The organism is Streptomyces sp. NPDC102279 (assembly GCF_044766365.1).
Lineage (GTDB): Bacteria > Actinomycetota > Actinomycetes > Streptomycetales > Streptomycetaceae > Streptomyces.
Genome location: NZ_JBIWLU010000001.1, coordinates 541,849 through 555,798 on the forward strand (window position 1 = coordinate 541,849; position 13,950 = coordinate 555,798).

Annotated in this window: 15 protein-coding genes; 7 read left to right on the forward strand and 8 right to left on the reverse strand. The window is 71.0% G+C overall.

The window, feature by feature from the left end:
• Window positions 1-146 precede the first annotated feature (146 nt).
• Together ACIRQH_RS02315 and ACIRQH_RS02320 are read right to left on the reverse strand one after the other, a co-directional pair.
• The gene (locus tag ACIRQH_RS02315) at window positions 147-1,727 is read right to left on the reverse strand and encodes a cation acetate symporter (protein ID WP_388865473.1); all 1,581 of its coding nucleotides are present in this window, start codon (window positions 1,725-1,727) and stop codon (window positions 147-149) included.
• Window positions 1,728-2,017: 290 nt separating this feature from the next.
• Window positions 2,018-2,812 (reverse strand): SDR family NAD(P)-dependent oxidoreductase, encoded by a 795-nt coding sequence (locus tag ACIRQH_RS02320; protein ID WP_388865471.1) that lies wholly within the window; start codon window positions 2,810-2,812, stop codon window positions 2,018-2,020.
• 244 nt (window positions 2,813-3,056) lie between these two features.
• Here ACIRQH_RS02320 and ACIRQH_RS02325 point away from each other — a divergent pair, with 244 nt between their 5' ends.
• From ACIRQH_RS02325 to ACIRQH_RS02345, 5 genes are all read left to right on the forward strand, one after another.
• Entirely contained in the window at window positions 3,057-3,530 is a 474-nt protein-coding gene (locus ACIRQH_RS02325; RefSeq protein ID WP_358817441.1) for a carboxymuconolactone decarboxylase family protein, read from the forward strand.
• A 130-nt stretch (window positions 3,531-3,660) separates the two neighbouring features.
• A complete protein-coding gene (locus ACIRQH_RS02330; protein WP_388932083.1) occupies window positions 3,661-4,584 on the forward strand; it encodes an RNA polymerase sigma-70 factor in 924 nt (307 codons plus the stop codon).
• Window positions 4,585-4,808: 224 nt separating this feature from the next.
• On the forward strand, window positions 4,809-5,438 hold the full coding sequence (locus ACIRQH_RS02335) for an AAA family ATPase (RefSeq protein ID WP_388865465.1): 630 nt from the start codon (window positions 4,809-4,811) through the stop codon (window positions 5,436-5,438).
• The gene (locus ACIRQH_RS02340; RefSeq protein ID WP_358817444.1) at window positions 5,435-5,677 is read left to right on the forward strand and encodes a hypothetical protein; all 243 of its coding nucleotides are present in this window, start codon (window positions 5,435-5,437) and stop codon (window positions 5,675-5,677) included. The genes ACIRQH_RS02335 and ACIRQH_RS02340 overlap by 4 nt, the downstream gene beginning before the upstream one ends.
• Window positions 5,678-5,830: 153 nt before the next feature.
• On the forward strand, window positions 5,831-6,259 hold the full coding sequence (locus tag ACIRQH_RS02345; RefSeq protein WP_388932086.1) for an HGxxPAAW family protein: 429 nt from the start codon (window positions 5,831-5,833) through the stop codon (window positions 6,257-6,259).
• A 14-nt stretch (window positions 6,260-6,273) separates the two neighbouring features.
• Here ACIRQH_RS02345 and ACIRQH_RS02350 read toward each other — a convergent pair whose 3' ends face one another.
• The 3 genes from ACIRQH_RS02350 to ACIRQH_RS02360 form a co-directional block, all read right to left on the reverse strand.
• On the reverse strand, window positions 6,274-6,786 hold the full coding sequence (locus tag ACIRQH_RS02350) for a MarR family transcriptional regulator (protein ID WP_404223747.1): 513 nt from the start codon (window positions 6,784-6,786) through the stop codon (window positions 6,274-6,276).
• A 181-nt stretch (window positions 6,787-6,967) separates the two neighbouring features.
• Entirely contained in the window at window positions 6,968-7,228 is a 261-nt protein-coding gene (locus ACIRQH_RS02355; protein WP_358817447.1) for a hypothetical protein, read from the reverse strand.
• A 113-nt stretch (window positions 7,229-7,341) separates the two neighbouring features.
• Complete coding sequence (locus ACIRQH_RS02360) at window positions 7,342-8,184, reverse strand: alpha/beta fold hydrolase (RefSeq protein ID WP_388865462.1); 843 nt, start codon at window positions 8,182-8,184, stop codon at window positions 7,342-7,344.
• Window positions 8,185-8,254: 70 nt separating this feature from the next.
• Between ACIRQH_RS02360 and ACIRQH_RS02365 the strand changes: the two genes are divergently transcribed.
• Window positions 8,255-8,734: a MarR family winged helix-turn-helix transcriptional regulator gene (locus ACIRQH_RS02365; protein WP_388865460.1), complete on the forward strand. Its 480-nt coding sequence runs from the start codon at window positions 8,255-8,257 to the stop codon at window positions 8,732-8,734.
• 46 nt (window positions 8,735-8,780) lie between these two features.
• Here the strand turns inward: ACIRQH_RS02365 and ACIRQH_RS02370 are convergent, their stop codons facing one another.
• Complete coding sequence (locus ACIRQH_RS02370; RefSeq protein WP_388865458.1) at window positions 8,781-9,188, reverse strand: YrdB family protein; 408 nt, start codon at window positions 9,186-9,188, stop codon at window positions 8,781-8,783.
• A gap of 127 nt (window positions 9,189-9,315) precedes the next feature.
• Between ACIRQH_RS02370 and ACIRQH_RS02375 the strand changes: the two genes are divergently transcribed.
• Complete coding sequence (locus ACIRQH_RS02375; protein ID WP_358817451.1) at window positions 9,316-9,849, forward strand: GNAT family N-acetyltransferase; 534 nt, start codon at window positions 9,316-9,318, stop codon at window positions 9,847-9,849.
• 38 nt (window positions 9,850-9,887) lie between these two features.
• Here the strand turns inward: ACIRQH_RS02375 and ACIRQH_RS02380 are convergent, their stop codons facing one another.
• Window positions 9,888-11,081, reverse strand: a complete 1,194-nt coding sequence (locus ACIRQH_RS02380; RefSeq protein WP_388865456.1) for an MFS transporter — start codon at window positions 11,079-11,081, stop codon at window positions 9,888-9,890.
• A 205-nt stretch (window positions 11,082-11,286) separates the two neighbouring features.
• A complete protein-coding gene (locus ACIRQH_RS02385) occupies window positions 11,287-13,890 on the reverse strand; it encodes a PA14 domain-containing protein (protein WP_358817453.1) in 2,604 nt (867 codons plus the stop codon).
• Window positions 13,891-13,950 lie beyond the last annotated feature (60 nt).

A 13,950-nucleotide genomic window follows, 5' to 3' on the forward strand; every position in this document is an offset into this window, starting at 1 on the left:
GCCTTGCCGGGAGATTCTGCGGCACCACGGGGGCCTTGCCGCAAGCCCCCCTGTGCGCTATAAGTTGAGAGTGGCGAGAGGTGTGGTGTCCCTCTGCGTCCCCCTCAGCGGCCCGTTCCGCCTCAGGTGTCCGGCCCGGGCCGCGCTCACCCTCGATGGACGAACTGACGGTCGCGCCGCGGCTGTTGGCGTGGCGTGCGTGAGCGGTGGCGGCCCACGAGACCGAGCAGGAAACCGGCCGGGATCGTGATCAGGCCCGGCGTCTGGAGCGGGAACCAGTGGACGTCGTGGTCGGGGAAGATCGCGGTCGGTATGCCCGAGACCGCCGGCGAACCCGTCAGCAGCAGCACGATCAACGGCATGGTCCCGTAGACCGTCCAGCGCACCCCGGTGGCCGAGTGGCCCGGCAGGAACAGCGCGTACAACAGGACCGGAGCCAGCACCGAGGCCGCGACGGTGAACGACAGTGAGATCAGGGTGAGCCTGCCGCGGTCGGCGAGGGCGGCGGAGAGCACGACCGCCGCCGCGCCGACCAGGACGATGGCCACCCGCGCGCGCCGGATCTCCCTGGCCGGCGAACCGCCCGCGGCGCCGTGCGCCGGCCGGTTCCGGAAGTCGCGGGCGAGGCTGGAGGCCGCGGCCAGTGTGATGCCCGCGACGGCAGCGAGCGTGGTCGCGAACACGGCGCAGGCGACGATCGCGAAGAGCATGCTGTGCCGCGCGACGCCGTCGGCGGGATCGAGCGCTCCCGTCACCATGAGCAGGGCTGTCCCGCCTCCCGGGTCGGCCGCGCGCAGTGCCTCCCGGCCGATCAGGGCGCAGGCCCCCAGCCCGGCGACGACGACTCCGGCGCACACCAACGCGACGGGCCCCACGGCCCAGCCGACGGCCCGCCGCGCCGTGCGGGCGTCGCGGAGCGGGTGGAGGCGCATGGTGATGTGCGGCAGACAGGCGGCGCCGACCAGCAGAGTCGTCTGAAAGCTGATCAGGTCGAGGCGTCCGGCGAGGGAAGGCCCGAAGTGGAGCCCGGGGCGCGCGTATGCGGTGCCCGCTCCCGAGTGCTTCCGGGCGGCTTCGAACAGGGCCGGTGGTGACCATCCGAACCGCGCGAGGACGATTCCGGCGACCAGCACCACGGCGGTCACGGTCACTCCGACCTTGAGGATCTGTACGTAGCCGGTCCCGCGCATCCCGCCGAACGCCGCGTAGCAGACCATGAGGGCACCGCCGGCCACCGTGCATCCGGTGAGCGCTCCGTCGGGGAGGCCGAACATGGCCGCCATGATGTGCCCGGCGGTGCCGAGTTGCACCAGGAGCAGCGGGGTGAGGACGACGAGGGTGGCGACGCCCAGAGCACGGCGCACCGTGGGGTCCCCGAGCCGGTCGGCGAGGAAGTCCCCGAGTGTGAACACCCCACCGCGGCGCAGGGGTTCACCCAGGATGCGCAGGACCAGGTAGAGCGATACGACGGTGGCGCCGGCGAAGAGCATGCCGTCGGCGCCGTCGAGGGCGACCGAGCCGGTGGTGCTGAGCAGGGTGGCGGCCGAGATGTAGTCGCCCGCGATGGCGAGCCCGCCCCCGACCGGGCCGAAGGCCGCGCTGCCACCCGCGTAGAAGTGCTCGGGGTCGTCCAGGTCGGCCGCCGCGAGTCCGCACAGCAGCAGGGACACGGCGACGAAGCCCAGGAAGACCACGACGGCCAGCGACTGCCCGTCGCCGCCGCTCACGGTCTGCGCTCCCGTCCCGTGAGGACGTCCTGCACGAAGCACGCGCCGGCCGGCTGCGTCGGAAGTGATGATCGGGATGCGGGAGACATGCCGGGCATGGCATCAGCCGTCCGCCGCCGCGTACAGGGGGCGGAGTGTTCGGAAGGCCGTCGCACAGCGGAAGCGCGGCGGTGCTGTGCGACGGCACAGCTTCACGGGCTGTCGAGCGCGTGGAACCCGCGGGCCGCCTGCGGCTCCGCGCCGACGGGCACGCGGGTCCGCACCCCGTCCGCGCACCGGGGAGGCTGCCCCTAGGGAAGGATCGAGTCGACGTAGCCACCGTCGACCCGCACCGCGCCTCCCGTCGTGGCGGACGCCTGCTCCGAGCTGAGGTAGACCACGAGGTTCGCGATCTCCTCGGGCTCGATCAGCCGCTGCAGCAGGGACTGGGGGCGGTACTCGCGCATGAAGGTGCGCTGTGCCTCGTCCCAGGGGAGGTCGCGGTCCACCAGCTCGTAGACGAAGTCCTCGACGCCGCCCGTGTGGGTCGGTCCGGCGATGACGGAGTTGACCGTGACGCCCGTGCCCGCCGCCTCCTTGGCGAACCCCCTGCTCACGGCCAGCAGCGCCGTCTTGGACATGCCGTAGTGGATCATCTCGGCGGGGATGACGACCGCCGAGTCGCTGGCGATGTACTGCACGCGGCCGAAGCCACGGGCCATCATGCCCGGCAGGTACATGCGGGTGAGGCGGACGGCGGCGAGGACGTTGATCTCGAAGTAGCGCCGCCATTCGTCGTCGCTGATCTCCAGGGCCGGTTTGGAGCCGAAGATGCCGAGGTTGTTGACCAGGATGTCCACCTCGGGGAGGACCTCTCGTGCTCGGGCCGCCCCCTCCTCCGTACCGAGGTCGGCCGCCACGGCCACGAGGTCGGCCTGAGGCGCTTCCTTGCGAGCCTGCGCGACGGCCTCCTCCACCCGGCCGGGGTCGCGCCCGTTGATCCCGACGCGGGCACCGGCCCGGGCCAGCCCCAGGGCGATCGCCGCGCCGATCCCCTGCGTCGAGCCGGTGACGAGCGCGGTCCGTCCTGCGAGATTCAGCTCCATCGGATCACCACTTCGTTGACTGCGTGATGGGTCGGGATCCTGCTCGTGACGAGTCGGGGTCGTTGCCGCGACCCCTTTCGATCATCACGGATGAGTCGGGTACCCGCACGGCGTCCGGCTCACGCCGCAGGCGGTGCGGCCTCGGAGCGAGGAGGAGACGCGGGTCACAGCCCGCGATGTCACAGGCGGCCGGGCTGCCTCGTCTCGGGGGGTACAGCCACTGACGATCAGAGAGAAGGCCACCATGGACGCGCGACTGAACTACTTCGCCAACCCGACCGCCGGCACGCCCCTCAAGCACTTCATGTCGGCGGGCAGGTCGCTCAAGGACTCCCCGCTGCCGTCCGCGACCCAGGAGCTGGTGGCCCTGCGCGTGAGCCAGATCAACGGCTGCGCAGCCTGCCTCGACATGCACACCAAGGACGCCGCCGCCGCCGGCGAGAGCGCGGTGCGGCTGAACCTGGTCGCGGCATGGCGGGAGGCCACGGTCTTCACCGAGGCCGAGCGGGCCGCGCTGGAACTGGCGGAGCAGGGGACCCGGGTCGCGGACGCGTCGACGGGTGTCAGCGACGAGGTGTGGGCGACCGCCGCCAAGCACTACGACGAGGACCAGCTCACCGCCCTGGTGATCCTGGTCTCGTTCATGAACTCGGTGAACCGGCTGAACATCATCACGCGACAGCCGGCCGGCGCCTACGAGCCCGGACAGTTCCACTGACGGGATCGCCGACCAACCCCGGGCCAGACGCCGTTACGCTGACCTGCCGACGGCCCCGGACGATCATCGGAAGCAGCCCCTTCCCGCAGGTACCGCGCGGCGGAAGGGCTCGGGGCGGAAGGGACTTGGTGTGAGCAAGGTCGAGGAGTTCGAGGAACTGCGACCGCTGCTGTTCTCGATCGCCTACCGGATCCTCGGCAGCGTGAGCGAGGCCGAGGACGCCGTGCAGGAGACGTGGCTCCGCTACGACGGCTCCGCCACCCGCCCCACGTCGGCCAAGGCGTTCCTTTCGGCCACGGTGACGCGGATCGCGATCGACGTCCTGCGGTCCGCGCGGGTGCGCCGGGAGGCGTACGTGGGTCCGTGGTTCCCCGAGCCGCTGCTGAGCGATCCGTACGAGGACCCGGCGCGCTCGGTGGAACTGGCGGATTCGGTGTCGATGGCGGCACTGCTCCTGCTGGAACGGCTCAGCCCCCTGGAACGCTCGGTGTTCGTGCTGCGGGACGTGTTCGCCTTCGAGTTCGACGAGATCGCCCGGGCGGTGGGGCGTTCGGAGGCGGCCTGCCGGCAGTTGCTCGTCCGGGCGCGGCGGCACATGGCGGACGGGCGGCCGCGGTTCGCGGCGGACCGTGAGCAGCGGCAGGAACTGGCGACGCGGTTCTTCGACGCGCTGAAGGACGGCGACGTGGGCGCGCTGCGGAACCTGCTGGCGGCCGACGTCCAGCTGGTCGGGGACGGCGGCGGGAAGGCACCGCAGCTGTCCCGGGCCGTCGTCGGGGCCGAGAACGTGGCCCGGCTGCTGGCCTCCGTCTTCCCTCACCTGGCCCTGATCGACGTGACGTTCGAGACGCACGAGGTCAACGGCCAGCCGGGCGCGGTCTTCCGGACGCGGGACGGCGAGGTCCTGCACACCATGGCCCTCGACGTGGTCGACGGCCGGATCCTGACCATTCGCTCGGTGATCAATCCCGACAAGCTCGGCCACCTCGGACCGGTCGCGGACGCCTGGGCGGTCGACCGCGAGGTGAGGGGGGCCCGTCGGCGGACGAGTTGAGACGGGGGCGATACCGAGCAGCCCAGTGGCGGCTCACGTGAAGGGCCGACGGACGGGGTCCGGTGCGTCCGTCCGGGTGCCTCACGGATCGTCAGCCCGCCGTCCCGGTCCGGGCGTTGATCCATCGGAATGATTCGCGGGCGCTCCAGGGTGAACGAGAGGGCAATGCGCCCCGCCTCGGCGGCGGTGGTCCCCCGCACTCACTAGCGTCGCTTCTTGTGTCGATGAGCTATGCCTTTGTGAACCTGAAACCCGGAGTGGGCAAGACGACGAGCGCGGTGTGGTTGGCTCACGCACTGCACGAGTCGGGCTACTCCCCTCTGCTGGTGGACAGCGACCCCGCGTCCTCGGCGCTGCGGTGGAGCGAACTGGCGGGCGGCTTCCCGTTCCCGGTGTTCTCCCTGCCCGTGGGTGACGTGCACCGACGGGTGAACGACTTCCTCGGCGACCGGCGTGCCGTGGTCTTCGACGCCCCGCAGATGGAGGACCACGCCCACATCGCCCGGAGCGTCATGCGGTACGCGAGCGAGTGGATCGTGCCGGTCACCCCCTCCCCCATCGAGCTGGACCGGATGGCGCCGATCGGCGGCGAGATGGGCGACGTCCAGTCCCTGCGTGCCCAGCCGGCCCGCTCCGCCGTGCTCCTGAACCGTACGAACCGCCCCGACGCCACGCGGACCGGGCCCGACGCCGACGCCCGCGAGGCGCTCACCGAGCGGGGCTTCGACGTGTTGGCCACCCACATTCCACGACTGGACCTGTACGCCCAGTCGTTCGGCAGCTCTGTCGAGGTCAAGGGCTCGGCGTACATGGACCTCGCGGACGAACTCATCAAGCGTCAGGAAACGAAGTGAACCAGCGCAGGGACACCTACCGGGCCGCCTTGCAGCGCGAGCCGGACACCGCCGCGCCACGCCCCGCCGCCGCCCAGCGCCACTCCTCGGTCACCCACCTCGACCTCCGGTACGTCCGCGTGACGATCGAGCTCGACCCGGCCGTTCCGCGCGAGGTGACGCGGTGGGTCGGCCCTCCGGTGTCCGCCCTGCTGCGCGTCGGCGCGGCCGTGCTGCGTCCCCTCACCGGCACCGCCTGACCGATCAGCGACTCGGCCGTCCGGGCCGACACAGAACGGGCCGCGTGCGAACGCGGCCCGTTTGCCGTCTCCACGGACCGCCTCTACGATGACTGGCATATATTTTAGCTCGCGAGATAAATCTTCTCGCGCCTCGCCTCTTCGAGGAGCCTCATGAGCGGTCTGCACGGAAACCACGACCTGGGACACACCGTCGCCGGATGGACGGGAACGGCCGTCGCCGTCCTCGGCTTCTGCGTCGCGGGCGCGGCCCTGACGAGAGGGTCGTCCGCCGGCATCTCCCTCGGAGCCGCGGTGATCGTCGCCGCCGCACTGGTCACGTGGGTGCTGCACCTGAGCGGCTGGGGCAAGCCGAGTGGTCCACGCCCCGTCGGTGAACAGAGCTGGCGGGCGAAGGACCGGGCAGCGGCCGAGGGGCACCCCGGCTGCCTCGGGTGCCGTATCGCCGGCCGATCGGGGGCGCGCCGTTCCGCGGCGAAGAGGAGCGTGTCCTTTCCCGTGTCGCGCCCGGCGGAGCTGGGCGAACCGCGGGCGGCCGTTCCGGCAACCGCGTCAGCGGTACGGGGCGGCAGTGGGCGATGAGGCCGACCGCGCCCTCAGGCCTGGGCGGCCGACGAGCCCTCGTCGCGGGGAGCGTCCCTGATGTCGTCCAGGCTCTCCTGCATCACGGTCCGCGCCTTGCCGAACCAGTCGGCCAGGACGGCCACCTCGTCGGCCGTGTAGTCGGCGAAGAGCAGGCGCAGCCGCTCGTAGAACGGGCCGTACACCTCCAGGATGCGGGCCTGCGCCGACTCGTCCATCACGACCCAGACGCGCCGGCGGTCCTTCAGGTCGCTTTCCCTGCGGATGAAGCGGGCCTTCTCCAGCCGGTTGAGCACTCCGGTCACGGCGCCGGTGCTCAGCCGGGCCCGGGCGGCCAGGTCGCTGGCGCCGAGGGACCGGCCGGCCATGGACGACTCGATCACGAATCCGAGGCAGGTCAGGTCGGTGACGTTGAGCCCGAGCTGTCCGGCGATGTCCTGCTGGCCGAACTGTGCGAGCGCGATCAGACGGTCCATCTCGAACAACGCCTGGTCGGCGGTCGCCTCGGGACGCGCCTTGCCCTCCATGCATCACCTATGACCCACGAGATCACTACGCCAAGCCGAATCGGACAGGACGAACCCTAACGTTCATCCGTCCGGGCCACGGACCATGGCGTGGGCCCCACGCACGGCACCACGGGCAGGTCGGGCCCCCGGGGGGCTCGACGGCGCCGGCCGCTGAGGGGGCCGACGGCCCGACAGGCGCTCAGGCCTCCAGGGGGTGGCCGCCGTCGCCCTCGACCACGACCCGGTCCACGCCCGGCTCGTCGGCCCGCTCGACCATCGTGACGTCGATCTCGCCGTCGCCGGTGGTGTCGAACTGGTAGAGGTCGGCCTTGCCGTCGCCCGTGGTGTCCGTCATCCAGACGTCGGTCCTGCCGTCGCCGTTGGTGTCGGCGCTGAGGAGGACGTTGTGCTCGTCCCCCTGGGTCTCGACCGCTTCCTGCGTACCCTCATTCGTCTCCATGACGGCCGGTTGCCCCCGGCCGGGGGTCCGAAACAACGGACCCTCGCGGCAGTCCTCGACGCCGCGATCCGCCTCTCGCGGCGGGCGGGCCGACCCAGGCCGCCCGGCGGCGGTCACCCGGCCAGGAAGTCGGCCAGCAGGCGGTTGAGTTCGGCCGGGCGTTCCGTCGGCAGGGAGTGGTGGGAGGCCTCCGGGAGGACGACGACGGTCGCCTCGGGCAGCAGCCGGCGGGCTTCCGCGGCCACCCGCCGGGCGTCGTGGACACGGCTGCGCCCGGCCGCCAGGACCAGCGTGGGCACGGTGCAGGCCCGCACGTCCTGCGGACGGGGGCGACGCATCGCGACGACGTTCGATCGGTGCGCGGTCGCGGTGCTGCCGAGGAACTCCCGCCAGACGGGTTCCCCGGGGACGCCGCCGGTCTCCCACGCGTGGAAGGCCTGTACGCGCTCGGCGGTGGGCCGCAGCAGCATCGGCACAGCTCGGAGCAGGTATCCGGGGTTCATCCCGGCGAAGCACTTGGTGGGATCCAGCAGCGCGAGCCGGCGGAGCCGCCGGGGAGCGTGCACGGCGTAGTTGAGGGCGATCCAGGCACCGTAGGAGTGGCCGCACAAGTCCGCGCCGTCCAGCGCGAGTTCATCGAAGAGCGCGTCGAGCCAGGCCGTCAGGTCGTCGACGCCGCGCAGCGGTGCCCCGTCGTGCCGGCTGCGGCCGATGTCGCCCATGAGGTCGGGCGCGTGGACACGATGGGTGGCGGCGAGGGCCCCGACGGTGGCGAACCACACAACGGAGGTGGTGCCGCCGCCGGGCAGCAGCACCAGTGGGGGCCCGTCCTCGGGACCGGCGATCTGGACCCGGGTCGTCCCGTACCGAGACGGCACGTCGACGCTGTCGACGTCCACGGGCCACCGCCGCAGCACGGCGTCGTACGCGGAGCGGAACGCGTTCTCGCCAACCATGATCGCCGCCTATGATTGCTCGACCAACGATAGTCTCGATGGTCGAGATATTATCATCGGGAGGGACGTCATGGACGATCGGGACCCGGAACTCCGGCTGGTCCATCTGCTGCGCTCCGTCGCGGTGGAACTGGACCTGTTCGCGGGCGAGTTCGCCGGGCTGCACGGACTGCATCCCACCGACGTACGGGCGCTGATCCACCTGCTGGACGCCGCGCGCGCGGAGACGCCCGCGACGCCGGGGTGGCTCGGTGCGCAGCTCGGGCTGAACTCGGCCTCGACCACCGCTCTCGTCGACCGGCTGGAGCGACTGGACCTGGTCCGCCGGGAGCGCGACACGAGCGACCGCCGTCGGGTCCTGCTGACGGTCACCGACGGTGCCGTGACGCTGGGCTGGTCGTTCTTCGGTCCGCTGATCGCGGAGATGGTCGCCTCGATGAGGTCCTTCGACGAGCGGGACCTCGCGGTCGTCCGACGCTTCCTGCTGGCCATGCGCGACGTCGCCGCGGCGGGTCGACGGAGTCAGCGGGACGGCGGGGACGAGGGGTGAGGAGCAGGAGGTGGTGGCCCGGTTCCCGTACTCCGTCGGGGATGTCTCAGACCGCCGCCGGTGGCTCGGGCCGAACCGGACGACGGCGGCGGAAGGTCTCCGCGACCGCCGTGTTCGCGACCACGACGACCGCCATGACGATCGCGGCGACATGGTGCCCCAGCGCGTACAGCGCCGCCGCACTGCCGACCAGCACCAGCGCCTTCACCAGCAGGACAAGGGGCAGAGCAGGCCTCAGCCGGGCTTTCGGAGCGGCGAACAACCCCCACAGGACGATCGCCGCCAGCGGGACCCCCACGCCGAGCACGATGCGAAGGGCCGCGTTCCCTCCCGTGCCGAATCCCCACCAGCTCAGGAAGGCCAGCGCGGCCAGTTCCAGCAGGAACGCCAGCAGCTCGTTGGCCGTGAACCACCACGGGCCCGTCAGGACATTGACCTCGGGGGCTTTCGGCATGACGTCCTCTCGGCGTGACCGGGAGATCAGCATGACAGGAGACGACGCGTGACGTGCGCGTTCCCCCGGACTCCTCAGGGTGCCGGGTGGCGCTCCGGTACTCCGTCCGTCGGGCAAGATGGGGCCCATGACCGAGATCCGCACCCCCCGCCTGCTTCTGCGCCGCTGGTACGACGACGACCTCGCCCCCATGGCGGAGATCAACGCGGACCCCCAGGTCATGCGCTGGGTCGACGACGGCTCGGTCCTCGGTCTCGACGACACGGCCGAGGCGATCGAGCGGTGGGAGGACGAGTGGGACGAGGAGGGCTTCGGACTGTTCGCGGTCGAGCTGCTCGCGTCGGGTGAGCTCGCCGGCTTCGCCGGACTGTCCGTGCCCGAGTTCCTGCCGGAGATGGCGTCGGACGTGGCGATCAGCTGGCGACTCGGCACACCGTTCTGGGGACAGGGCTACGCGTCCGAAGCCGCCCACGCCACGCTGGAGTTCGCGCTCCAGGACCGTAACCTCGACCGTGTCATCAGCATCAACCGTGTGGGCAACGAAGCCTCGGAGAACGTCGTCCGCAAGCTTGGCATGAAGCTGGAACGCGAGGCGGAACACCCGGAGTACGGCTTCCCTCTGAGCGTCCACACCATCGACCTGACCGAGTTCGAGGGCTGAGACGAGCCCGGCACTCCCCGGCGGACACGGCCGTCCTGTCAGCCGTTCGCCGGGGCCGGTCGCCGGAGCAGGTAGACGCCGGCGACGGAGACCAGGACCGCCATACAGGCGATGAACACCAGGCCAGCCCCCTCCAGGCCGATGGGACCGACCAGCAGTCCCACCCCGATCACCGGCAGCGAGATACCCGTGTAGGCGACCACGAACAGGGTGGAGATGACAGCCGCCCGCTGGTCCGCGGGGGACGCGCCGGCCACGGTGGACAGCGCCCCGCGGAACGCCAGCCCCTGACCTGCGCCGCCGACCAGCGCGCTGAGCACCACGAGCACCATCAGGTCCCAGCGCAGCGCGCCCGCGAGCAGCGCCAGGCCGACGAGGAGCGCGGCGCAGCCCAGGGGGAGCGATCGGGTCGGTCCGACCCGGCCGACGGCGAGCTGGCCCGCGGTCGAGGCGAAGAAGGCGAGGGCGACGACCAGCCCGGTCACGGCGTGGCTGGTGACGTTCAGGGACTCCGCGAGGAACGCCGGGCTGACCGAGGTGAACACCCCGAAGAGCGCGAATCCCACGAACGCGGCGACGGCGGGCGGTCCGAACACCGCCCGCACCTCTCGGGGCAGGCGAGGCCTGTGCGGTCGTACGCTGCTGAGCGGGCTGCGCTGCTCCACGGTCTCCCGGAGCCACAGCACGACGGCGGCCGAGCAGGCCACCAGGGCGAGGTGCACGATGAACGGCAGGTACAGGGGCCAGGGGGCGAACTGGGCCAACAGCCCGGCGAGCAGCGGCCCGCAGCCCAGACCGCCCATGTTGGCCGCGGTCGCCACGAAGGTGGCCTTGGCCGAACCGCCGCGGGGTGCCAGTTCCATCACGTAGGCCGTGGCGGCTCCGGTGAACAGACCTGCGGACAGACCTGACATCAGCCGTCCCGCGTAGAGCCAGCCCAGGCCGGTGGCGCACAGGAAGCAGACGGCGCTCAGCGCGGCGAAGCCCAGGCCGCACAGCAGGACGGGGCGTCGGCCGACCGAGTCCGAGGCGTTGCCCGCCAGGAGCAGCACGCCGATGACCCCGAAGGCGTACACCGCGTACACCACGGTGACCATCAGCTCGGAGAAGTCGAACTTGTCCTGGTAGAGGCCGTACAGGGGGGTGGGCAGCGTGGTGCCGGCCATGCACACGGCGAACACGGCACCGCTGAGCAGGCATGCACGCCACCCTTGGCGATCATCACCTTCCATGTCGCCGACACTAACCGTGCCGACCGGCGTCGGCCCCGCCCGACGTGCCGGGCGGGGTCGGACGGCCGTGGACGGGAGGCATGGGTCGCGTCCCGGAACACGGTCCGCCTCCCCCCGTACCGGAGGCGGACCGTGCCGTGGTGACCCGGCGGTGGGCCGGGGCGGGGCGCACACGGACTGCGGGGAGGTGTGTGCGCCCCGTCCGTCAGGAGCAGCCGGCGGGTGTCGGCTGTGACGCGTCGTGGATCAGCGCGGTGTGGGCGGCGTTGAGGCGCTTCACATCGGGCTTGACCACCTTGCGGTCGTAGGTGACGAGTCCGTTCAACTCGCCCTCCACATCGGATATCTGGGTGTAGACGGCGCCGTTGCCTCCCTTGCAGGCGAGCTGGTGCACCTCGGCCAGCCGGGCCAGGTAGTCGTCGGTGTACGTCGAGGGGTCGACGTCCACGTAGGACTGCTGGACGGACCAGGCGTGTCCGGGTACCGCGAGGCCGAGGCCGCCGTACTCGCCGCTGACCAGGGCCCGTTTCCCGTCGGGGTTGGGTGGGAGTGCCGGGCTCGGGTAGCCGTGCTCGTCGATGATGTCGCCGGTGCCTCCGTCGACGCCGAGGTTGATGCCCGACATGGAGTTGACGAGCCGGGTCGGGTCCCAGGACTTGGCCTGGTCGGCGATGCGGGCCTCGTCGTACTGGCCCCAGCCCTCGTTGAAGGTCACCCACATGACGACCGACGGGCTGCTGATGTGCTCGTCGATCATCTGCTTCATCTCGCGCTCGTACTCGGCGCGGGACGCGGCGTTCGGATCGACTCCGGCGGTCATGGCGGGCATGTCCTGCCAGACCATCAGGCCGAGCCGGTCCGCCCAGTAGAACCAGCGGTCGGGTTCCACCTTGATGTGCTTGCGGACCGCGTTGAAGCCCATCTCCTTGTGCATCTTCAGGTCGTACGCCAGTGCCTCGTCGGTCGGCGCGGTGTGCAGACCGTCGGGCCAGAAGCCCTGGTCGAGGGTGGCCATCATGAAGACGGGTTTGCCGTTGAGGACGGTGCGCGGGGTTCCGTTCACCTGCTCCACGGCGATGGACCGCATCCCGAAGTAGCTGCCGACGCGGTCCGCGCCCACGCTGACCTTCAGGTCGTAGAGGAACGGGTCGTCCGGCGACCAGAGATGCGGGTTGCTGATCCTCAGGGTGAGCGGCTGTCCGGTGCGGCCGGTGACCGTGGCGACCTTACGGTGTCCGGCGTACGCGGTCGCGGAGACCGGCAGGCCGTCCTTGACGCCCTGCGGCTCGACGGTGAGCCGGCTGTTCTTCACGTCGGGGGTGAGCTTGAGCGAGTCGACGTGGTCGGTGGCCACCGGTTCCATCCACACCGTCTGCCAGATTCCGGAGGACGGGGTGTACCAGATGCCGCTGGGGTCGAGGCGCTGCTTGCCGACCGGCGGGTTCTCGCCGCCCTGCGCGTCGGTGGGGTCGTAGACGCCGACGATCAGTTCCTGGGTGCGGCCCGGCTTCAGCGCGGCGGTGACGTCGGCGCTGAACTTGTCGTAGCCGCCCTGGTGTTCGGTGACCTTGGTGCCGTTGACGTACACCTCCGCCCGCCAGTCGACGGCGCCGAAGTTGAGCTGGAGGTGCTTGCCGGATCCGATCCTCCAGTCGGACGGGACGGTGAAGGTGCGGCGGTACCACATGCGGTCCTCGTGACGCTCGATGCCGGAGAGCTGGGACTCCACCGGGTAGGGCACGAGGATCTTCTCGGCGAGGTTCTTGCCCACGGGCGGCTTGTCGCCGGAGGCCGCGGCGGCGAACTGCCACGAGCCGTTCAGGTTGCGCCAGTTGTTTCGGGTCAGCTGCGGACGGGGGTATTCGGGAAGGGCGTTGGCCGGCCCGACGTCGTCCGCCCACTTCGTGCGCAACTGGTACGTGGAGTGGTTGGGGCCGCTGCTCCAGAAGGCGTTGACAACGTTGCCGTCCTTGCCGGAGAGGCCGCCCTTTCCGTCGTAGCGCAGGTCGGCGGTGCCGCGGGCCGTGCCGGTCTTGTTGCCGACGACGGGTTCCTTCAGTCCGACGATCAGTGACTTGGGGTCGGCGGGGTCGAGTTTCGCCGTGGACAGGGGCCACTTGGCGCCGCCGATGACCGCTTCGACGTGGTCGGTGAGACCGGCCGGGGGCGCGGTCAGGGTCTGGGCGAAGTCGAGGCGCAGGGTGCGTCCGTCCTTCTCGACCGTGGTCGCGATGGCACCGTCGTAGGCGTAGCCGTCGGGCAGCCGGAGAGCCGACTGCGGTACGGCGGCCTTGGTGCCGCCCGGCGGGGTCCAGCGCAGGTGGAGGTTGGAGCCACCGAAGTGCTCGAAGTACTCGACCTTGATGTCGTAGGCCTGTCCGGCGGTCAGGTCGATGGGCTGGGAGGTCTGTTCCCTGTCCCAGTCGTCGACCCAGTGGTCGATGGCGAGGTGTCCGTCGATCCACACCCGGAAACCGTTGTCGCCGATGACCGAGAAGGTGTGGGCGCCGGTCTTCTCCGGCACGATGCGGCCGGTCCAGCGGACGTTGACGTCGTCCGACTGTCCGGTGGCGAAGGCGAGTCGCGGCTCCAGGTTGTCGAAGTCGAGGTTGGTGTCGAGGCCGGTGGACTTGAGCTCGTGGAAGTCGAAGGCGCCGGGGGCGGACTGGGTGTAGTACTCGCCCTTCAGGCCGTGGACCTCCACGGGGTCGTCGGCGGCTGTGGCGGCGGGGACGGCCGTGAGTCCGGCCATGCCGAGCAGCACGACGACGAGGAGTGTCAGGTGGGTTCGGAGTCTGCTGATGCGCACGGATCCTCCTTGGCTGAGGAAGGGTGGCGGCTCGTTGCTTCAGTCTGTACAACGTTGGAA